General features: G+C 69.6%; 12 protein-coding genes and 2 rRNA genes. 6 read left to right on the top strand and 8 right to left on the bottom strand.

Annotation, left to right across the window (positions count from 1 at the left end):
* Positions 1–15: 15 nt before the first annotated feature.
* Positions 16–1,572, bottom strand: a complete 1,557-nt coding sequence (cysC, locus tag M1P99_RS16240; protein WP_304455715.1) for an adenylyl-sulfate kinase — start codon at positions 1,570–1,572, stop codon at positions 16–18.
* A gap of 648 nt (positions 1,573–2,220) precedes the next feature.
* Here cysC and mfd point away from each other — a divergent pair.
* Entirely contained in the window at positions 2,221–5,826 is a 3,606-nt protein-coding gene (mfd, locus tag M1P99_RS16235; RefSeq protein WP_304453462.1) for a transcription-repair coupling factor, read from the top strand.
* A gap of 77 nt (positions 5,827–5,903) precedes the next feature.
* Here mfd and lon read toward each other — a convergent pair whose 3' ends face one another.
* Positions 5,904–8,309 (bottom strand): endopeptidase La, encoded by a 2,406-nt coding sequence (lon, locus tag M1P99_RS16230; RefSeq protein WP_304453461.1) that lies wholly within the window; start codon positions 8,307–8,309, stop codon positions 5,904–5,906.
* A 253-nt stretch (positions 8,310–8,562) separates the two neighbouring features.
* Positions 8,563–10,119 carry a DUF6350 family protein gene (locus tag M1P99_RS16225; protein ID WP_304455714.1) on the bottom strand — a complete coding sequence of 519 codons (1,557 nt, stop codon included), beginning with the start codon at positions 10,117–10,119 and terminating at the stop codon, positions 8,563–8,565.
* Between the two features lie 237 nt (positions 10,120–10,356).
* On the opposite strand from M1P99_RS16225, the gene M1P99_RS16220 reads away from it, so the two are divergent.
* Entirely contained in the window at positions 10,357–10,881 is a 525-nt protein-coding gene (locus tag M1P99_RS16220) for a DUF1707 domain-containing protein (protein WP_304453460.1), read from the top strand.
* A 91-nt stretch (positions 10,882–10,972) separates the two neighbouring features.
* Here M1P99_RS16220 and sucD read toward each other — a convergent pair whose 3' ends face one another.
* From sucD to M1P99_RS16205, 3 genes are all read right to left on the bottom strand, one after another.
* Positions 10,973–11,851 (bottom strand): succinate--CoA ligase subunit alpha, encoded by an 879-nt coding sequence (sucD, locus tag M1P99_RS16215; RefSeq protein ID WP_304453459.1) that lies wholly within the window; start codon positions 11,849–11,851, stop codon positions 10,973–10,975.
* 14 nt (positions 11,852–11,865) lie between these two features.
* On the bottom strand, positions 11,866–13,047 hold the full coding sequence (sucC, locus tag M1P99_RS16210) for an ADP-forming succinate--CoA ligase subunit beta (protein ID WP_304453458.1): 1,182 nt from the start codon (positions 13,045–13,047) through the stop codon (positions 11,866–11,868).
* 434 nt (positions 13,048–13,481) lie between these two features.
* Complete coding sequence (locus tag M1P99_RS16205; RefSeq protein ID WP_121187922.1) at positions 13,482–13,892, bottom strand: cobalamin B12-binding domain-containing protein; 411 nt, start codon at positions 13,890–13,892, stop codon at positions 13,482–13,484.
* 146 nt (positions 13,893–14,038) lie between these two features.
* Here M1P99_RS16205 and M1P99_RS16200 point away from each other — a divergent pair, with 146 nt between their 5' ends.
* From M1P99_RS16200 to M1P99_RS16185, 4 genes are all read left to right on the top strand, one after another.
* Complete coding sequence (locus M1P99_RS16200; protein ID WP_304453457.1) at positions 14,039–14,389, top strand: hypothetical protein; 351 nt, start codon at positions 14,039–14,041, stop codon at positions 14,387–14,389.
* 100 nt (positions 14,390–14,489) lie between these two features.
* The gene (locus M1P99_RS16195) at positions 14,490–16,070 is read left to right on the top strand and encodes a DNA-3-methyladenine glycosylase 2 family protein (RefSeq protein WP_304453456.1); all 1,581 of its coding nucleotides are present in this window, start codon (positions 14,490–14,492) and stop codon (positions 16,068–16,070) included.
* Positions 16,071–16,132: 62 nt separating this feature from the next.
* Positions 16,133–16,723: a methylated-DNA--[protein]-cysteine S-methyltransferase gene (locus M1P99_RS16190; RefSeq protein WP_304453455.1), complete on the top strand. Its 591-nt coding sequence runs from the start codon at positions 16,133–16,135 to the stop codon at positions 16,721–16,723.
* A gap of 122 nt (positions 16,724–16,845) precedes the next feature.
* Positions 16,846–17,745, top strand: a complete 900-nt coding sequence (locus tag M1P99_RS16185; RefSeq protein ID WP_304453454.1) for a hypothetical protein — start codon at positions 16,846–16,848, stop codon at positions 17,743–17,745.
* 134 nt (positions 17,746–17,879) lie between these two features.
* On the opposite strand, the gene rrf is transcribed toward M1P99_RS16185, so the two are convergent.
* Positions 17,880–17,995: ribosomal RNA gene (rrf, locus tag M1P99_RS16180) — 5S ribosomal RNA — on the bottom strand.
* 118 nt (positions 17,996–18,113) lie between these two features.
* Positions 18,114–21,205, bottom strand: a 23S ribosomal RNA gene (locus M1P99_RS16175).
* Between the last annotated feature and the right edge of the window lie 6 nt (positions 21,206–21,211).

The following is a 21,211-nucleotide window of genomic DNA, read 5'->3' as shown; positions in this document are numbered from 1 at the left end:
CGGCGCGGGCCAGGGTCAGTGGTCCTGGTCGGGCAGCCAGCCGCCCTCGCGCAGGGCCGCCAGCACCTGGGCCACCGAATCGGCCGGGTCCGACCCGACCGTGTCGACCACCAGGTCGGCGTCGACCGGCTCCTCGTAGGGGTCGGAGATACCGGTGAACTCCGGGATCTGCCCCGCCCGCGCCTTGGCGTACAGGCCCTTGCGGTCGCGAGCCTCGCACACCTCCAAGGGGGTCGCCACGTGCACGAGGAAGAAGTCGCCGAACTCCTCCACCATCGCCCGCACCTCGGCTCGGCCCACCGCGTAGGGAGCGATCGGCGCGCACACCGCCACACCGCCGTGCCTGGTGATCTCGGAGGCCACGTAGCCGATCCGGCGGATGTTGAGCTCGCGGTCCGCGCGGGAGAAGGTCAGCCCGCTGGAGAGCATCCGGCGCACCACGTCGCCGTCGAGCAGCGTCACCGTCCGCCCCGCCCTGCGCACGCCGTCGCACACCCCGCGCGCGATCGTGGACTTGCCCGAGCCCGACAGGCCGGTGAACAGCAGCGTCAGCCCGCGACGCGTGCGGGCCGGGCGCAGCCGCGCCAGCTCGGCCCCCACCCGCGCCGGCGTGAACCAGGCGGGCAGCTCGCGCCCGTGCGCCAGCTCGGCGGCCAGCTCGGCGTCGGTGGGCTCGCCGCGCCGGAGATCCTCGGCCACCTCGGCGGCGGGCCGCCACAGGCCCTCCTCGGTGTCGAAGGCCCACGGCTTGGGGTCCACGACCGGCAGCGGCGAGAGGCCCTCACCGGTCTCCGCCGCCGGGGCGCCCGCCGGGCCCGCCTCGACCATCAGGTGGCTCGCCCCGTAGGCGGCGGCCACGTGCGCGGCCAGCGCCACGTCCGAGGGACTCCAGCGGCCGCCCACCGCGCCGTGCGTACGCGCGGCGGCCCGCGGCAGCGTGCACACCAGGAACCGGGTCCGCGCGGGCAGCAGGGGCTCGGCCGCCAGGACCGCGGTGGCCAGCCCTTCGTCCTCCAGCCCGGCGTCGACCAGGATCAGCAGCTCGGCCCGGCCCAGCGCGTCGGCCTCGGCCCGGATCTGGTGCAGGGCGCGATGGTGCAGCGGGCGGTCGGTGACCACGGCCAGCAGCGGACGGTCGGTGAAGGGGTCGAGTTCGCGCTGGCCCCGGACCTCGGCCGGCGACGGGCGCAGCTTGCGCAGCACCCCGTAGGTCGGCGGCCGCAGCAGCGTCACGACACCGGCCAGGTGGTGGCGCGGGGCCTCGCCGGGCTCCTCCCCCTCCTCCGACCACCGCTCGCTGACCGCCAACTCGGCCAGCGGCGCGCCCTCGGGGTCGGTCAGCACGACCCGCTCGGCGTCGGCCAGACCCGGGGGAACGTCCAGCGTGACCGGAACCGGCCACGCCCGCCCGTCGGGGAGGCGCCCCTCACGCCGTACCGACGCGGCCTCGTCGCGCGTCATGAAACCGGTCAGCGGATACGTGCCGTTGAGGATCAGCTCCAGGTGGGCCAGCCCGTCCGGCCCCGGGGCGAAGACCGGGGCGTCCGGCCGGGGCCGCGCCCCCTCCGCCACGCCTCCATGCCTGTTGGCACTCACCGCGCACGTCCTTCCTCTGTGGAGCCCGCCAAACGCCCCTAGCGTATGCCGCTCCCACCCGTCACCCACCACCGCCCGCGGGCCGCTCCGCGGAAACACGGGCCACCCTCAACCGACGCCTCCAGCGCAGCCCCCTCCCACGTCACCCACCACCGCCCGCGGGCCGCTCCGCGGAAACACGGGCCACCCTCAACCGACGCCTCCAGCGCAGCCCCCTCCCACGTCACCCACCACCGCCCGCGGGCCGCTCCGCGGAAACACGGGCCACCCTCAACCGACGCCTCCAGCGCAGCCCCCTCCCGTGACCGGCACCCGGCTCCGATGCTGGAATACCCCCAGCTCAGAGCAGGTTCTACTGACGTTGTACCAGGTCGAGGCCGCTCAGCTCCGACCGAGGCCGACGAGGAGGACGAACAGGGACACCGACGCGTCCGGCCACCCGGCCGTGCCCACCCGCCCGGCGGATCGCCTTTTCTTGCCGACACCTTGCCGACGCGGGCCCGGCGGACTCGATAGTCTGAAGGGTGCCGGGCGGCCACTCCCGCAGCCGCCGCTCCACCGTGCAGGCCGCGACAGGCCGCGATCATCCGCCTGAATTCGGACCACTCCCACTTTCTGGTGCTCATGAGCCTCATTGGACTTCTCGCCGACGTCGCCAAGGACCCGGCACTGCACAGCGCGATCGAGACCGCCCGCGGCGGCCGCGATCCCCATCTCGACCTCGTCGCCCCAGCGGCGCTACGCCCCTTCATGGTGGGGGCGCTGGCCGCCGACGCCCCGGTGGGAGCGAACCGCCCGGTCCTGGCCATCACCGCCACCGAGCGGGAGGCCGCCGACCTCACCGACGCCCTGGGCTCACTCCTGCCCCAGGACTCGGTCGCGCTCTTCCCCGCCTGGGAGACCCTGCCGCACGAGCGGCTCTCCCCCCGATCGGACACCGTCGGCCAGCGGCTCGCGGTCCTGCGCCGCCTGGCCCACCCCGACCCCGCCGACCCCCTCACCACCCCCCTGCGGGTCGTCGTCGCTCCCGTGCGCAGCGTCCTACAGCCGCTCGTGGGCGGACTCGGGGACCTGGAGCCCGTCCGCATCCGACCGGGCGACGAGATCGCCCTGGAGGACGTGGTCTCCGCCCTGGCCAACACCGGCTACGCGCGGGTGGACCTGGTCGAGAAGCGCGGCGACATGGCCGTGCGCGGCGGCATCCTGGACGTGTTCCCGCCCACGGAGGAGCACCCGCTCCGCCTGGAGTTCTGGGGCGACACCGTCGAGGACATGCGCTACTTCCAGGTCGCCGACCAGCGCTCCATCTCCCCCGACGAGGGCGGCGAGCACCAGCGCACCAGTGCCGCCTCCGGCCTGTTCGCGCCCCCCTGCCGCGAGCTCCTGCTCACCGACACCGTGCGCGAGCGGGCCCGCGCGCTGGCCGAGGAACACCCGTCCCTGGCCGAGGTGCTGCACAAGATCGCCGACGGCGTCTCGGTCGAGGGCATGGAGGCCTTCGCCCCGGTTCTCGCCGACCGCATGGAGCCGTTCTTCACCTACCTGCCCGAGAACGCTCTCGTCCTGGGCTGCGACCCCGAGCGGATCCGCACCCGCGCCGTCGAACTGGAGGCGACCAGCGCCGAGTTCCTCGACGCCTCGTGGATCAACGCCGCCTCCGGCGGCGAGGCCCCCATCGACCTGGGCGAGTCCGCCTACATGTCGATCTCCGAACTGCGCTCCACGGCGACGGGGCTGGGCCTGCCCTGGTGGGGCCTGACCCCCTTCAGCCCCGGCGACGAGGGCTCACGCGGCCCCGGCGAGGAGGAGGACGCGGTCGTGGTCGGCGCCGTGCCCGCCGAGTCCTACCGCGGGGACACCGAACGCGCCCTGGCCGACGTCAAGAGCTGGCTGCACGACAGCTGGAGCGTCGTGCTGGTCACCCAGGGGCACGGGCCGGCCGAACGGCTCGTGGCCATGCTCCGCGACGCCGGACTGGGGGCCTCCCTGGCCACCGACCTCGACGCACCGCCCGAACCCGCCGTCGCCACGGTCACCACCGGCCTGGTCGACCACGGCTTCCTGCTCCGCTCGGTCCACACGGTGGTGCTCACCGAGACGGACCTGGTGGGCCAGAAGTCCTCCACCCGCGACATGCGCCGGATGCCCAGCCGGCGCCGGGGCACCGTCGACCCCCTCCAGCTCAAGCCCGGCGACTACGTCGTCCACGAGCAGCACGGCGTGGGCCGCTACCTGGAGATGGTCAGCCGCCAGGTCCAGGGAGCCACGCGCGAGTACCTGCTCATCGAGTACGCGCCCTCCAAGCGCGGCCAGCCCGGCGACCGGCTGTTCGTGCCCACCGAGCAGCTCGGCGAGGTCACCCGGTACGTGGGCGGCGAGGCGCCGACCCTGTCCAAGATGGGCGGCGCCGAGTGGAGCAAGGCCAAGAGCCGCGCCCGCAAGGTCGTCCGGGAGATCGCCGGGGACCTCATCCGGCTCTACTCCGCACGCCAGGCCTCGCCCGGCCACGCGTTCGGGCCCGACACCCCGTGGCAGCACGAACTGGAGGACGCCTTCCCCTACGTCGAGACGCCCGACCAGCTCGCGGCCATCGACGAGGTCAAGAAGGACATGGCGCGGTCGGTCCCCATGGACCGACTGATCTGCGGCGACGTCGGCTACGGCAAGACCGAGGTGGCCGTGCGCGCCGCGTTCAAGGCGGTGCAGGACGGCAAGCAGGTCGCGCTCCTGGTCCCCACCACCCTCCTGGTGCAGCAGCACCTGTCCACGTTCACCGAGCGGTACGCGTCCTTCCCCGTCACCGTCCGGCCGATGTCGCGGTTCCAGACCGACGCCGAGGTGGAGGCCACCCGCGAGGGGCTGCGCAACGGCGAGATCGACGTGGTCATCGGCACGCACCGGCTGCTGTCGGCCGAGACCCGTTTCAAGGACCTGGGCCTCATCATCATCGACGAGGAACAGCGCTTCGGAGTGGAGCACAAAGAAGCGCTCAAGCGGCTGCGCACCCAGGTCGACGTCCTCGCCATGTCCGCCACACCCATCCCCCGCACCCTGGAGATGGGCCTGACGGGCATCCGCGAGATGACCACGATCCTCACCCCGCCGGAGGAGCGCCACCCGGTGCTCACGTTCGTGGGGCCCTACGAGGACAAGCAGATCACCGCGGCGATCCGCCGCGAGCTGATGCGCGAGGGCCAGGTGTTCTTCGTGCACAACCGGGTGGCGTCGATCGACAAGGTGGCCGCCGCCATCAAGCGCCTGGTCCCCGAGGCCCGGGTCGCCTACGCGCACGGCCAGATGAACGAGCAGCAGCTCGAACGGGTGATGGTCGACTTCTGGGAGAAGAACTACGACGTCCTGGTCTCCACGACCATCGTCGAGTCCGGCCTGGACGTGCCCAACGCCAACACCCTCATCATCGACCGCGCCGACACCTACGGCCTCTCCCAACTGCACCAGCTGCGCGGCCGGGTGGGCCGCGGCCGCGACCGCGCCTACGCGTACTTCCTCTACCCGCCGGAGAAGCCGCTCACCGAGACCGCCTACGAGCGGCTGGCCACCGTCGCCCAGCACACCGAGATGGGCGCGGGCATGTACGTGGCGATGAAGGACCTGGAGATCCGCGGCGCGGGCAACATCCTGGGCGCGGAACAGTCCGGCACCATCGCCGGCGTGGGCTTCGACCTGTACGTGCGCATGGTCGGCGAGGCCGTGGCCGAGCTCAAGGGCGACCCGGAGGCCGCCGAGGAGGTCGAGACCAAGGTCGAGCTGCCGATCAACGCCCACATCCCGCACGACTACGTCCCCGGGGAGCGGCTGCGCCTGCAGGCCTACAAGCGGATCGCGAGTGTGAACCGCGAGGAGGACGTGCTGGCCGCCTACGAGGAGCTCAACGACCGGTACGGGACGCCTCCGCAGCCGGTCGACAACCTCATGGCGGTCGCGCGCTTCCGGGTGCTGGCCAAGTCGGCCGGACTGTCCGACGTGGTCATGCAGGGCAACCAGATCCGGTTCGCCCCGGTGGAACTGCGCGAGTCGCAGGAACTGCGGCTGCGCCGGATGTACCCCAAGTCGATCCGCAAGGAGGCGGCCAAGACGCTGCTGGTCCCCGTCCCCAAGGCGGGGGGCATGGGCGCCAAGCCGCTCCGCGACCTCGAACTCCTCAAGTGGTGCACGGACCTGGTCAACTCGATCTTCGAACCGGCGAAGAAGGCGGCGGCGGAGGCCTGACGCCCGCGCCGCGGCCTCAGGACGACGCACCGCCCCCGGCGGCCCGAGGAGGGCCGCCGGGGGCGGTTCCGTGCGGCTCAGACGGCGGTGGGCACCCCGCCCGCCACCCGCTGGGGCGCCTCCAGCGCCAGCTCCAGCACCTGGCGTACGTCGCTCACCGCGTGCACGGTCAGCTGCCCCAGCACCTCCTCGGGCACGTCGTCCAGGTCCGGCTCGTTGCGCTCGGGAATGAGCACCGTGGTGACCCCCGCCCGGTGCGCCGCCAGCAGCTTCTGCTTGACGCCGCCGATCGGCAGCACCCGGCCGGTCAGGGACACCTCGCCCGTCATCGCCACGTCCGCGCGGGCCGCACGCCCCGACAGCAGCGACGCCAGGGCCGTCGTCATCGTGATACCCGCGCTCGGCCCGTCCTTGGGCACCGCGCCCGCCGGAACGTGCAGGTGGACGCCGCGCTCCTTGAGGTCGCCGACCGGCAGCTCCAGTTCGGCGCCCCGGGCCCGCAGGTAGGACAGGGCGATCTGCGCCGACTCGCGCATGACGTCGCCGAGCTGGCCGGTGATCGTCAATCCGCTCGCCCCCGACTCCGGATCGGCCAGCGACGCCTCGACGAACAGGACGTCACCGCCGGCCCCGGTCACCGCCAGACCGGTCGCCACGCCCGGCACCGACGTACGGCCCGCCGTCTCCGGCGTGTGCCGGGGCCGTCCCAGGTAGCCGCTCAGGTCGCCGGTGTCCACCCTGACCGGCGGTGACACCTCGCCCAGGGCCGCCGCCGCGGCGATCTTGCGCAGGATGCGGGCGATCGTGCGCTCCAGGCCGCGCACCCCGGCCTCGCGCGTGTACTCCGCGGCGAGCGTGCGCAGGGCGTCGTCGGTGATCTCCACCTCCGGATCGCCCCCGGCGGTGACCAGCCCGGCACGCTCGACCTGCCTGCGCAGGAGGTGGTCACGGGCGATCGCGACCTTCTCGTCCTCGGTGTAGCCGTCCAGCTCCACCAGTTCCATCCGGTCCAGCAGCGGCCCGGGGATCGTGTCCAGGGCGTTGGCCGTGGCCAGGAACACCACGTCGGACAGATCGAGGTCGACCTCCAGGTAGTGGTCGCGGAACGTGTGGTTCTGGGCGGGGTCGAGCACCTCCAGCAGCGCCGCCGTCGGGTCGCCGCGGAAGTCGGAGCCCACCTTGTCGATCTCGTCGAGCAGGACGACCGGGTTCATCGACCCGGACTCCTTGACCGCCCGGACGATACGGCCGGGAAGGGCGCCCACGTAGGTGCGCCGGTGCCCGCGGATCTCCGCCTCGTCACGGACACCGCCGAGCGCGACCCGGGTGAAGCTCCGGCCCATGGCGCGGGCCACCGACTCGCCCAGCGAGGTCTTGCCGACCCCGGGCGGTCCGACCAGCGCGAGCACCGCACCGCTGCGGCGCCCGCCGACCACGCCCAGCCCCTGGTCCGCGCGTCGCTTGCGGACCGCCAGGTACTCGGTGATCCGCTCCTTGACGTCGTCCAGTCCGGTGTGGTCGGCGTCCAGGACCTCGCGCGCCCCGGCGATGTCGTAGGCGTCCTCGGTGCGCTCGTTCCAGGGCATCCCCAGGACCGTGTCCAGCCAGGTGCGGATCCACCCGGACTCGGGAGAGGAGTCCCCGGCCCGCTCCAGCTTGTCCACCTCGGCCAGCGCGGCCTCACGGACGTGCTCGGGCAGGTCGGCCCCCTCCACGCGCACACGGTAGTCGTCCTCCTCACTGGAGGAGCGGCCGTCGAGCTCGTTGAGCTCCTTGCGGATCGCCTCCATCTGCCGGCGCAGCAGGAACTCACGCTGCTGCTTCTCCACACCCTCCTCGACGTCGCGGTCGATGGTCTCGGCGACGTCGAGCTCGGCGAGGTGCTCCCGGGTCCACTCGCTGAGCAGGTGCAGGCGCTCCAGGACATCGTGCGTGTGGAGGAGTTCGAGCTTGCGCTCGACGGTCAGGAAGGGGGAGTACCCGCCCCGGTCGGCGAGCAGGCCGGGGTCGCTGACCTGCTGTACGCCGTCCAGCACCTGCCAGGCGCCGCGCTTGTGCAGGTAGGTGGTGAGCAGTGCCTTGTACTCGCGGGCCGCCTCCTGGACGCGGCCCGGCTGGTCCTTGGGATCGCGGTGGACGGTGGCCAGGACCCACAGGGCGGCGCCCGGCCCGGTGGTACCGCTGCCGACACTGGCCCGCGCGGTGCCGCGCAGCACGGCGGCCGGCTTGCCGTCGGGGGTGCGGCCCACCTGCTCGACCACGCCGACGGTGCCCATGGCGGCGTAGGAGCCGTCGACGCGCGGCACGATCAGGACCTCGGGCCCCTTGGCGGAGTCGCCCGAGCTCGCGACCGCCTGAGCGGCCTCCACGGCCGCGCGAACGTCGGAGTTGGACATGTCGACCGGCACGACCATGCCCGGGAGGACGACGTCGTCGTCGAGGGGCAGCACCGGGAAGGTCACGCTGGCGGAAGTCTCACTCATGAATCCTCCTAGTTGAGTCAAACAGACTCAATAAAAAGGAGCCGAGTTTTCTTCCCGCCCGGTTGTTCGCCGACAGCGATCAGGCCGTGACCTGCGTGTCAGCCGCACCCGCCACCGAGCCACAGGGACCGGAGCAGCGCCGCGCACGCGCCGGCGGGCCCATCCGGACCGGTCGGCGGCTCGGCGTCCCGCGGCCCCGCGCCCGTACGGTGGGCCCCGACCTACGGGCGCGGCCCCTGACGGCCGTCGAGGATCAGGTCCTGGGGGTGTCCACCTCGTCCGCAGCCGCCTCATAGGTGATCCCGTACATCTCCTCCTCGGCGTCCTTCTTCCGCCGCCACCAACGCGACCTTTCTCGCCCGGACGCGCCCCCGGCCTCGAGCTTCGCCTGGCGCCTGGCCTCCTTGCGGGCGGCTCGCAACTCCCGGCGGGCCTCGGCACGGGCCGCGCGTTCGGCGGCCCGGTCCGCTCGCGCCTGCTCGCGCGCGCTGCTCGCCTGGGCGTGGCGTTCGGCGAGCGTCGGCTCGGCACGCTTCGGCTCGGCGGGCGACTCCTCCTCGCGGGTCCGCAGCGGCGTGACCGTGGCCAGCCCCTCGCCGACCGGGACGTCGGCGGGCAGGTCGGCCTCCGGGCGCTCGCGCTCCGCGGCGGTCGGGCCCTCGGGCACCGGAGCCGACAGGAGCAGACGGCGCGAGTACCACCAGTTGGCGATCCACGCGGCGATCGCGGCGGCCACCCCCACCTCCAGCGCGGCGACGAGACCGACCTGCCACGCCGACGGGCCCACCTGGGTGAGGCGCTGCGCACCGAGCGACCCGCCGGCCAGTTCGGCCAGCGCCGCGCACAGCAGCCCCGTCGTCACACCGCACACGAACCCCCACAGCGGCGCGGCCTCCCGGACCACGTCCGGGGCGCTGCGCTGGGTCAGCACGCCCCCGATCCCGCCCGCCACGAACGGCAGGGCCAGCGACACCAGGGACACCGCCGGAGCCGCCCCGTTGTCCGGAAGGGCCGCCAGCATCGGGAACAGGGGCAGCTGCCCCACCGACACCCCCGTCGGGGCGACCACGGTCAGCTCCCCCACCGCGAACCCCGGGCCGAGCGCGTAGCAGACGGCGAACACCACGGCGTTGGGCAGGTACGCCAGTTGGATGACGATCAGGAGCGCCCCGCCCACGACCCCCGGAGACAGCAGGCGGGTGGTCTCGACGACCTCGGGCAGGCTCACGGCGAGCGCGACCACGAACAGCAGGAGCCCGCCGAGGAGCAGGCCGGAGGTGGAGGCGAGCATGCCCACCAGGAGCGAGCGCGAACGGGCCGGCATCAGCGCCAACAGGTCGCGGACGGGCACGCCCTTGTCGCGCATCAGCTGGCGCAGCGCGCCGAGCCCGCCCGCCAGGAACGCGATCACGAAGCCCATGACCAGCGCGCGCGGCATGCTGGGTTCGATGGCCTCGGTGCGGGCCACCAGCGCCAGGGTGCCCGCGATGGCCGCGTAGGGGCCCGCGATGGCCAGGGCGGCCCGGTACACGTGCCGCAGCCGGGCGATCTCGCAGGCGCGGGCCAGCCAGCGGCCCGAACGGTACAGCAGCAGCCCCGGGAGCAGGACCAGGCCGAGCGGAAGGAGCCCGATCTGGCCGTCCGGGATCGCGAAGGACACGTGGTGCCCGACCAGCCAGGCCAGGACGGCGCCCTGGAGGAGGTCGACGATCTCCTCACCGAAGGAGGCGTGGGGTGCGGCCACCCAGCCGATGATCGTCAGCGTGACGATCACGGCCAGTCCGCTGCCCGCCGCGGTCGCCGCGGCGATCCCACCGGTCGCGTAGATCGGCCGCGACCCGCCGGGGACGGTGTCACTGGTGGGGCGGGTCCGCTCCGGGGCGCGGCCGCGGTCGGGGGGAGATCCTGGCGTACTCACCCGACTTATGCTGCCAGGCACCGGAATGCTCCGTGGCATCCCGGCCGCGCGTGTCGTGTCCCGGCGCCCGGAACCGGCTCGCCGTGGCACGCGTCATACCATGAACACTCCTGCTCGATTGGATGACGCATGGCAGGTCCCGGACCCGACCACTCGTACCGCCTCTCCGACGACGAGCGCGACGAGGCGCTCGTCCACCTGCGCACGGCCCTGGCGGAGGGGCGGCTGGACTTCGACGAGCACGAGAACCGGTCCGACGCGGTACTGCACGCGGTCACCAACACCGAGCTCGTGCCGCTCTTCGAGGACCTACCGCTACGCCTGCGACCAGGCGCGATCAGCGCGCCCCACACCGGAACAGCCCCCGCGGTACCCGGCCCCCGCCATCAGGCCCCGGTCGAGCACGGCACCGGGGACAGGCGGCCCGACCGCGCCGGACACGGGGGGAACATGGGCGGCCTGATCGCCTGGGGCGGGTTCCTGTTCTTCGTGTGGGGGCTGCCGACGCTGGTCTCGGGCAACGTCACGGGATTCCTGGTCTTCCTCGGCTTGTTCTGCATGCTCGTGATCGGTCCGGGCGTCGGACGCCACCGCCGGCACCGCCGCCGGATGGGCCGTGGCCGCCCGGGCGGTCGGGACGGGATCGAGGACTGAGGACACACGACACGGCTCCGCCCCACCGACCGGGAGGCCAGCGGGGCGGAGCCGTGTGAGTGAACGGACCCAGCGGGTCCGGCGCGGGTCCCTAGAAGAGGTCGCGCACCAGCTTCGCCGTCTCACTCGGGGTCTTGCCGACCTTGACTCCGGCGGCCTCCAGGGCCTCCTTCTTCGCCGCGGCCGTACCCGAGGAACCCGACACGATCGCCCCCGCGTGACCCATCGTCTTGCCCTCGGGAGCGGTGAACCCCGCCACGTACCCCACCACGGGCTTGGTCACGTTCGCCTTGACGAACTCCGCCGCGCGCTCCTCCGCGTCACCACCGATCTCACCGATCATCACGATCACATCGGTGTCCGGGTCCGCCTCGAACGCCGCCAGAGCATCGATGTGCGTGGTCCCGATGATCGGGTCCCCGCCGATACCCACCGCCGAGGAGAAACCGATGTCGCGCAGCTCGTACATCATCTGGTACGTCAGCGTGCCCGACTTCGACACCAGACCGATCCGGCCCGGCTTGGTGATGTCGGCCGGGATGATGCCCGCGTTGGACTGGCCCGGCGTGATCAGACCCGGGCAGTTCGGACCGATGATCCGCGTCTTATTGCCCTTGGCCTGGGCGTGCGCCCAGAACGCCGCGGTGTCGTGCACCGGAATGCCCTCGGTGATCACCACCGCCAGGCCGATCCCGGCGTCGATGGCCTCGAACACCGCGTCCTTGCAGAACTTGGGCGGCACGAAGATGACCGTGACGTCGGCGCCGGTGGCGGCCATGCCCTCGGCCACCGATCCGAAGACCGGGACCTCGGTGCCGTCGAAGTCGACCTTCTGGCCGGCCTTGCGCGGGTTGACCCCGCCCACGATGCTGGTGCCCGAGGCGAGCATGCGGCGGGTGTGCTTGGTGCCCTCAGAGCCGGTCATGCCCTGGACCAGCACCTTGCTGTCCTTGTTCAGGAAGATAGCCATGGTGTGTCAGTCCCCTACTTCGCCGCGAGCTCGGCGGCCTGTGCGGCGGCGCCGTCCATCGTGTCCACCTGTCGCACCGCGGGATGGGCGCGCTCGGTCAGGATCCGGCGGCCCAGTTCGGCGTTGTTGCCGTCCAGGCGCACGACGAGCGGCTTGGAGACGTCGTCGCCGCGCGACTCCAGCAGCTCCAGCGCCTGCACGATGCCGTTGGCCACCGCGTCGCACGCGGTGATGCCGCCGAACACGTTCACGAACACGCTCTTGACCGCCGGGTCGCCCAGGATGATGTCCAGACCGTTGGCCATCACCTCGGCCGAGGCGCCTCCGCCGATGTCCAGGAAGTTGGCGGGCTTGACCCCGCCGTGGTTCTCACCCGCGTAGGCGACCACGTCCAGCGTGGACATGACCAGGCCCGCGCCGTTGCCGATGATCCCGACCTCACCGTCGAGCTTCACGTAGTTCAGACCCTTGGCCTTGGCCTGAACCTCCAGCGGGTCGCCCTCCTCCGCGAAGGTGAGGCTCTCCAGGTCCTGGCGGAACTCGGCGTTCTCGTCCAGCGTGACCTTGCCGTCGAGCGCGACGACGCGGCCGTCCTTGGTGAGGATGAGGGGGTTGACCTCGACGAGCGTGGCGTCCTTGCCGACGAAGGCGTCCCACAGCTTCGTGATGAGCTCGGCCGCGCCCTCGGCGGCGGCCTGCGGCAGCTTGCCCGCCTTGACGATCTCCGCGGCGACGTCCTTGGGGGCGCCGGTCAGCGGGTCGACGGCGACCTTGGCGACCGCCTCGGGGTTGGTGACCGCGACCTCCTCGATCTCGACACCGCCCTCGGCGGAGCAGATCGACAGGAAGGTGCGGTTGGCCCGGTCCAGCAGGAAGGAGAAGTAGTACTCCTCCGCGATGTCGGAGGCCTCTTCGACCAGGACACGGTGGACCGTGTGGCCCTTGATGTCCATGCCGAGGATCTGCTCGGCCTTGGCCTGCGCGTCCTCGGGGCCGTCGGCCACCTTCACACCGCCGGCCTTACCGCGACCGCCCGTCTTGACCTGCGCCTTGACGACGACTCGGGGCTTTCCGGCGGCGGCGAACTCATCAGCGATGGCACGTGCCTCAGCGGCCGTGCTCGCCACCTTTCCCTGGGGTACGGGAACCCCGTACTCTGCGAAGAGTTGCTTCGCCTGGTATTCGAACAGGTCCACGAGGGTCCGTCCTTGTAACTCGCTGGCTCAGGATGTCTACCGGGGTGGCCTCGTCCGGATCGGCGGTGACGTTCTGAGTAGGTGTCACACAACGCGCAGCCCACTGGGCTGAGCCGTCTACAGAGATCGAGATCGCCGCGGCGTTGCCACCCGCGACATGCGCAAAGCTTAGTCGCCCGCGATCCGGCCGCCGGACACCGGGGGCGTGTTGCCCCCGCCGATCCGGCTCCGAAAGCCGCTCACGCGGCATCCCAGGCGCCCTCGGATGGGAATTCGTGTGACCAGAGACACGATCCATAACAGGGCAAAAGCCCGATTCGCCCCACGATGCGCCTGTCGGTGGGTGCGACGAACGTCACGGGCGGACCGGGCGCCCTGGCCGGTCTCACTGCGGCGACAGCACCGCGGTGAACTGTGCGAACGCCGAACCGGGCTCAGGCGGCGTGGGCCGGGCGGATGTTCTCGCGCACCCAGTCGGCGATCTCCGAGGTCGGTGCTCCCGGCGTGAAGACGCGGGCGACACCCATGCGTTCGAGCTCCTCGATGTCGGCATCGGGGATGATGCCCCCGCCGAACACCCGGATGTCCGTGGCGTCGTTCTCCCGCAGCAGCTCCATGACCCGGCCGAACATGGTCATGTGCGCCCCGGACAGCACCGACAGCCCGATCGCGTCGGCGTCCTCCTGCAGCGCGGCGGCGACGATCATCTCCGGGGTCTGCCGCAGACCGGTGTAGATGACCTCCACACCCGCGTCGCGCAGCACACGGGCCACGATCTTGACCCCGCGGTCATGCCCGTCCAGGCCCGGTTTGGCGACGACGACCCGTGCGGCACCCTTTGACATGGCGAAACCCCTCAGTGCGTTTCCCCGGCCTCCCGAGCTCCTTGTGAGAGCGCCGCCGGTCGGACGGGGCGGAGATGATGAACTCGTCAGCAGCGTAACGCAGGTCACTGGGGGATGGCGGGCACGGGTGCGGGTATCTTCCGACCATGGGGGAAAACAGCACCGATTTCGACCAGACCAGTACAGAGGACCTACGGGAACGCGCCGCCGAGCTGGCGCGCAAGCGCTGGGACGTGCGGTTCTTCTGGCGGCTGTTGCGGATGATCCCGGCCGCCGAGGCGGCGGCGGGCAACGAGGAGGGCAGCAGGGCGAGCATCGCCCAGGCCTCCGGCTTCCTGTACGAGGCCCTGTCCGCCGAGTCCGACCCGAAGGTGCACGAGGCCCTGCGCCCCGTCTACATCGACTACCTGCGTGAGCACGGCGGTGAAGAAGACGCCGGCGACGAACGGAACGGTGACGGGGACGCATCCGAGGCCCCGGACCGGTCGGAAGGCTGACGCCCTCAGGACCGCCGTCCGACCGCCCCGCCGCCCCTCGGACACCATGTCCGAAAACCGCCAGCACCGGTGGCCGGCGTCGGCGAACATAGGTCCCGTGATGGACGACGACCAGCGCTACCGCGCCGTACACAGCCGTGACGCCCGCTTCGACGGAGTGTTCTACACCGCTGTGCGGACCACGGGCATCTACTGCCGCCCGAGCTGCCCCGCGGTCACCCCCAAGCGGGTGAACACGCGGTTCTTCCCGTCCGCGGCCGCGGCGCAGGAGGCCGGTTTCCGCGCCTGCAAGCGGTGCCGCCCCGACCTCACACCGGGCTCACCGCAGTGGAACATCCGAGCCGACGTCGTCGGCCGCGCGATGCGGCTCATCCAGGACGGCGCCGTCGACCGGGGCGGCGTCAGCGGCCTCGCCGCGGCCGTCGGCTACAGCGAGCGCCAGCTCAACCGGCTGCTCGCGGCCGAGGTCGGCGCCGGCCCGCTGGCCCTGGCTCGCACCGAGCGCGCCCAGACGGCCAGGATCCTGGTCGAGACCACGGACATGCCGATGACGGACGTGGCCTTCGCGGCCGGCTTCGCCAGCGTGCGCCAGTTCAACGAGACGATGCGCGCGGTGTTCGACCGCTCTCCCACGCAGATGCGCGAAGCGGGACACCGCGCCACCTCCGTGGCTCCGACCGGTGCGATCACGCTCCGCCTGCCCTACCGGGCACCCATCGAACTCGGCTCGATGCTGGCCTTCCTGGGAGCCAGGGCCGTTCCCGGCGTCGAGGAGTTCGTCGAGGCCGGGGGCGTGGGCGCCGGGTCCGACGCGACCGCATCACCGACGCGGGGCGGCCGCTCCTCCCGGTGGGTGTACCGGCGGACACTGCCGTTGCCCCACGGCCCGGGCCTGGTGGAGCTGTCGGAGGGCGAGGGCCACGTGCTCTGCCGCCTCCGCCTGACCGAGCCCCGCGACCTGTCCAGCGCCGTGCGCCGCTGCCGCCAACTCCTCGACCTCGACGCGGACCCCGCGGCGGTACGGGAGGTCCTGGGCGCGGACCCGCTCCTGGGACCCATGGCCCGGGCCCGACCGGGCCTGCGGTCCCCGGGACACGTCGACCCGGCGGAGCTGGGCGTGCGCGCCGTGCTCGGCCAACAGGTGTCCGTGCCCGCCGCCCGTACGCTCGCGGGCCGCCTGGTCGAACGCTTCGGCCGGCCTCTGCCCCCGTGCCTGGCGGTTTCCGGCAGCGGACTGACCCACGTGTTCCCCTCAGCGGAGACCCTGGCCGAGGCCGATCCCGCCGCCCTGTCGATCCCGGTCGCCCGCGGGCGCGCCCTGGTCGGCCTGGCCGAGGCGGTCGTGGTCGGCAAGGTCGACCTGGGACCGGGATGCGATCGGGAGGAGACCGAACGGGCGCTCCTCGGGCTCCGGGGTATCGGACCCTGGACCGCGGGCTACATCCGGATGCGCGGTCTCGGCGACCCGGACGTGTTCCTGCACGGCGACCTGGGCGTCAGGCTCGCGCTGGAGGCCCAGGGCCGCACGGCCACTCCGGGGGCGGCTGCCCGAGCCGCCCTCGACTGGAGCCCGTGGCGCTCCTACGCCAACCATCTGCTGTGGGCGTCCCTGGCCGACGCCCCGGCCGACCACGCCCCGGTGAACGGCACCCCGGTGGGCCACGCCCGGAGCGCGGGATGACACGGGGGCCGGCGACCACGGCGCCGAACACGACAGACTCGCATCAGACGAAGGGGACCGGTATGAGCATCGAACAGGACGCACTCCCACTGGACATGGCGATCGAGCGGTCGGCTCCCCGCAGGATCGCGGTGGAGGAGTTCCGGGCCCCGCTCCCGGGGCCCACGCGCTACACCGTCATGGACTCCCCCGTCGGTGAACTGACCCTGTACGGCGACGGAGAGGCCCTCTGCGGCGTGACGACCCCCGCCAAGGACGGCGTGCCGAAACCGGTCCCCGAGGGCTGGGTGCCGGACCCCGCACCCTTCCGCGAGGCGGTGCGCCAGTTGGACGCCTACTTCGCGGGTGAGCTGACCACCTTCGACCTACCCCTGGCCCCGGCGGGCACTCCGTGGCAGCTGCGGGTGTGGGCCGGGTTGACGACGATCCCGTACGGGGAGACCTCCAGCTACGGCCAGCTCGCCGAGGAGCTGGGCCGACCGACCGCCTCGCGCGCGGTGGGCATGGCCAACGGCCGCAACCCGATCAGCATCATCGTGCCCTGCCATCGCGTGATCGGGGCGGACGGCACCCTGACGGGCTACGCCGGCGGGCTGGAGCGCAAGAAGTTCTTCCTCGCGCTGGAGGCCAGGACCGCCGCCGCACACCGCTGACCCCCGCCCCGGTCCGTGCACCCGGCCCGGGGCGGCCTGGAGCGGGAGAGACCTTCCTCGCTTCGGAGGGCCGATTTTCTCGTTCTCCGACACGGGACGCTGACTCTCTGTAGCGTTCAGCTATGCCCGGTTTCGATCACGAACTCAAGGTGCGGCTGTTCCAGAACAACCCGGAGCTGGCTCCGGTCATGCTCCGCGACACCATCGGCTTCCCTGTCCCGGACTACGCCCGGGTCGAGTTGGGTTGCACCGATCACACCAAGCTCAAACCCGTCCCCTTCAAGTCGGACAGCGTCGTCGTCCTCTACGACGAGCACGGAGCCAAACAGATGGCCATCATCGCGGAGGTCCAGCACAAGAAGGATCCGGACAAGCCCTACTCCTGGCCCCTGTACGTAGCCACCGTCTGGGAGATCATCCGCTGCCCGGTCCGACTCATGGTGGTCTGCCCGGACAGCAGTACCGAGCGGTGGGCCCGCGAACCCATCCGCTTCGAGGCCGGCGGGACCGCTCTGGCGCCCGCCGTGATGGGGCCGAGCAACACACCGGTCATCGACGACATCGAGCGAGCTCAGGCTCTTCCCGAACTGGCCGTACTGTCTGCCGCCGCGCATGGTGACGATCCTGCCGTCCTCAAGGCGGCGGAGGCGGCGCTCGATCCACTGCCCGATCACACACGTCTTATCTACAATGACTTCATCGAGTCGAAGCTCAGCGAGTCGGCTCGGCTCATGTGGGAGGAACTCATGGCGACCGGCACCTACGAGTGGCAGAGCGACTTCGCCCGCAAGTACGTCGGCCAAGGCCGCGCGGAAGGCCGTGAAGTAGGCCGTGAAGAAGGCCGTGAAGAAGGCCGACTCCTGGCCACGCATGACGCGCTCCTGCGACTGTTGGAGCGGCGGGGCATCCCCGTGAGCGAACACGAACGCTCACGGATCAACGCCTGCGACGACCTCGACCAGCTCGACACCTGGTTCGACCGTGCCATCACAGCGACCTCAACTGCAGAGCTCTTCGACTGACAACGCTACGACGGTGAAGGCCCTGGCGATACGCCCGCTGGGGCCTTTGGTCGACCTCGCCGTTCACAAACGCACGAACCCAGACACAAAAAAGGGGAGGAACCGTCAAAAGACGACCCCTCCCCCAAGAAAAACCGTGGCAGCAACCTACTCTCCCACCCCACCACAGGGCAGTACCATCAGCGCAAGGAGACTTAACGACCGGGTTCGGAATGAGACCGGGTGTGACCCTCCCACCATAACCACCACGGAAACCAACACCCATCCACGACCACGACCCACACCCCACCAACCGGCAAGGGGATCACAGCCACAACGGGAAAACCGTAGATCATGTGAAAAATATGCGCGAGCACCCAATTATCTGCAGCGGACAAGCCCTCGGCCTATTAGTACCGGTCAGCTCCACCCCTCACAGGGCTTCCACACCCGGCCTATCAACCCCGTCGTCTACAGGGAGCCTTACCCTCTCAAAGGAGGCAGGAGACCTCATCTCGAAGCAAGCTTCCCGCTTAGATGCTTTCAGCGGTTATCCCTCCCGAACGTAGCCAACCAGCCATGCCCTTGGCAGGACAACTGGCACACCAGAGGTTCGTCCGTCCCGGTCCTCTCGTACTAGGGACAGCCCTTCTCAAGTCTCCAACGCGCACAGCGGATAGGGACCGAACTGTCTCACGACGTTCTAAACCCAGCTCGCGTGCCGCTTTAATGGGCGAACAGCCCAACCCTTGGGACCAACTCCAGCCCCAGGATGCGACGAGCCGACATCGAGGTGCCAAACCATCCCGTCGATATGGACTCTTGGGGAAGATCAGCCTGTTATCCCCGGGGTACCTTTTAGCCGTTGAGCGACACCGCTTCCACACGCCGGTGCCGGATCACTAGTCCCAGCTTTCGCTCCTGCTCGACACGTCCGTCTCACAGTCAAGCTCCCTTGTGCACTTACACTCAACACCTGATTACCAACCAGGCTGAGGGAACCTTTGGGCGCCTCCGTTACTCTTTGGGAGGCAACCGCCCCAGTTAAACTACCCACCAGACACTGTCCCCGAACCGGATCACGGTCCAAAGTTAGATGCCCGAAACAGTCAGAGTGGTATTTCACCAACGCCTCCACCGCCACTAGCGTGACAGTCTCACAGGCTCCCACCTATCCTACACAAACCATCCCAAACACCAATGTCAAGCTATAGTGAAGGTCCCGGGGTCTTTCCGTCCTGCTGCGCGAAACGAGCATCTTTACTCGTAGTGCAATTTCACCGGGCCCATGGTTGAGACAGTGGGGAAGTCGTTACGCCATTCGTGCAGGTCGGAACTTACCCGACAAGGAATTTCGCTACCTTAGGATGGTTATAGTTACCACCGCCGTTTACTGGCGCTTAGATTCCTAGCTTCGCGGGCCGAAACCCACTAACCAGTCCTCTTAACGTTCCAGCACCGGGCAGGCGTCAGTCCGTATACAGCGTCTTACGACTTCGCACGGACCTGTGTTTTTAATAAACAGTCGCTTCCCCCCGCTATCTGCGACCCCACCCAGCTCAAGACGCAAAGGTCCATCACCAGACAGGGCTCCCCTTCTCCCAAAGTTACGGGGACAATTTGCCGAGTTCCTTAACCATGGTTCACCCGAACGCCTCGGTATTCTCTACCTGACCACCTGCGTCGGTTTAGGGTACTGGCCACACACGAACTCGCTAGAGGCTTTTCTCGACAGCATGGGATCACTCACTTCACCAAAAACGGCTCGGCATCACGTCTCAGCCACACGGTGTGCGGATTTGCCAACACACCGGCCTACACGCTTACCCCCGGACAACCACCGCCGGGTAGAGCTACCCTCCTGCGTCACCCCATCACTTACCTACTACAACATCGGTTCCCAGACCAGCCACCAACCTCGACCCGAAGGTCTCAGAAGGAGCCAGCGTGGTTAGCATCCGTCGCCTCGATACTGGACGCTCGTGCACGGGTACGGGAATATCAACCCGTTATCCATCGACTACGCCTGTCGGCCTCGCCTTAGGTCCAGACTCACCCTGGGCGGATTAACCTGCCCCAGGAACCCTTAGTCAATCGGCGGCAACGTTTCTCACGTTGCTTTCGCTACTCATGCCTGCATTCTCACTCGCACACCCTCCACCACACGATCACTCGGCAGCTTCTCCGGATGCACGACGCTCCCCTACCAACCCAGGCAGAACCTGGGCTTCACAGCTTCGGCGGTGTACTTAAGCCCCGCTACATTATCGGCGCAGAACCACTTGACCAGTGAGCTATTACGCACTCTTTAAAGGATGGCTGCTTCTAAGCCAACCTCCTGGTTGTCTCAGCAACTCCACAACCTTTCCCACTTAGCACACGCTTAGGGGCCTTAGCTGATGATCTGGGCTGTTTCCCTCTCGACTACGAAGCTTATCCCCCGCAGTCTCACTGCCACGCTTCACTTAACCGGCATTCGGAGTTTGTCTGACGTCAGTAACCTTGTCGGGCCCATCAGCCAAACAGTAGCTCTACCTCCAGCAAGAAACACGTGACGCTGCACCTAAATGCATTTCGGGGAGAACCAGCTATCACGGAGTTTGATTGGCCTTTCACCCCTACCCACACCTCATCCCCCAGGTTTTCAACCCTGGTGGGTTCGGGCCTCCACGAGGTCTTACCCCCGCTTCACCCTGGACATGGGTAGATCACTCCGCTTCGGGTCCACAGCATGCGACTCAGATCGCCCTATTCAGACTCGGTTTCCCTACGGCTACCCCACCCGGGTTAACCTCGCCACACACCATGACTCGCAGGCTCATTCTTCAAAAGGCACGCCATCACCAAAGACAAGCTTCAGCTCTGACGGCTTGACAGCACACGGTTTCAGGTACTATTTCACGACCCCTCACCGGGGCACTTTTCACCTTTCCCTCACGGTACTAGTGCACTATCGGTCATCAGGACGTATTTTGGCTTAGCAGGTGGTCCTGCCAGATTCACACGGAATTTCACGGGCTCCGCGCTACTCGGGAACACACCAACACCTAGCCGGAAACTTCGTCTACGGGACTCTCACCCACTACGGTACCGCTTCCCAACGGATTCAACTATCTCCGGCATCAGCGCTCCGGGCCGGCAGGCCCGAACAGATGCGCCCCACAACCCCGCACACGCAACGACTGCCGTCTATCACACGCATGCGGTTTAGCCTCTTCCCCGTTCGCTCACCACTACTAGGGGAATCACTGTTGTTTACTCTTCCTACGGGTACTGAGATGTTTCACTTCCCCGCGTCACCACCAACCACCCTATACATTCAGGTGGCGGCAACCCGACACAACTCGGGCTAGGTTTCCCCATTCGGACACCCACGGATCAAAGCTCGGTTGACAGCTCCCCGTGGCCTATCGCGGCCTCCCACGTCCTTCATCGGCGCCTGATGCCAAGGCATCCACCGTGTGCCACTATCACTTGGCCACTACAG

It is taken from the genome of Nocardiopsis sp. YSL2, assembly GCF_030555055.1.
Lineage (GTDB): Bacteria > Actinomycetota > Actinomycetes > Streptosporangiales > Streptosporangiaceae > Nocardiopsis.
Note: the sequence above shows the minus strand (reverse complement) of the source record. Positions and strands in the feature narration are given on the sequence as shown.

Bases quoted from the DNA above. Each gene is read 5' to 3' on its own strand.
- M1P99_RS16190 (WP_304453455.1), top strand. From the start codon at position 16,133: ATGAGCATCGAACAGGACGCACTCCCACTGGACATGGCGATCGAGCGG.
- M1P99_RS16195 (WP_304453456.1), top strand. From the start codon at position 14,490: ATGGACGACGACCAGCGCTACCGCGCCGTACACAGCCGTGACGCCCGC.
- lon (WP_304453461.1), bottom strand. From the start codon at position 8,309: ATGAGTGAGACTTCCGCCAGCGTGACCTTCCCGGTGCTGCCCCTCGAC.
- M1P99_RS16185 (WP_304453454.1), top strand. From the start codon at position 16,846: ATGCCCGGTTTCGATCACGAACTCAAGGTGCGGCTGTTCCAGAACAAC.
- mfd (WP_304453462.1), top strand. From the start codon at position 2,221: ATGAGCCTCATTGGACTTCTCGCCGACGTCGCCAAGGACCCGGCACTG.
- M1P99_RS16205 (WP_121187922.1), bottom strand. From the start codon at position 13,892: ATGTCAAAGGGTGCCGCACGGGTCGTCGTCGCCAAACCGGGCCTGGAC.
- M1P99_RS16220 (WP_304453460.1), top strand. From the start codon at position 10,357: ATGGCAGGTCCCGGACCCGACCACTCGTACCGCCTCTCCGACGACGAG.
- M1P99_RS16200 (WP_304453457.1), top strand. From the start codon at position 14,039: ATGGGGGAAAACAGCACCGATTTCGACCAGACCAGTACAGAGGACCTA.
- sucD (WP_304453459.1), bottom strand. From the start codon at position 11,851: ATGGCTATCTTCCTGAACAAGGACAGCAAGGTGCTGGTCCAGGGCATG.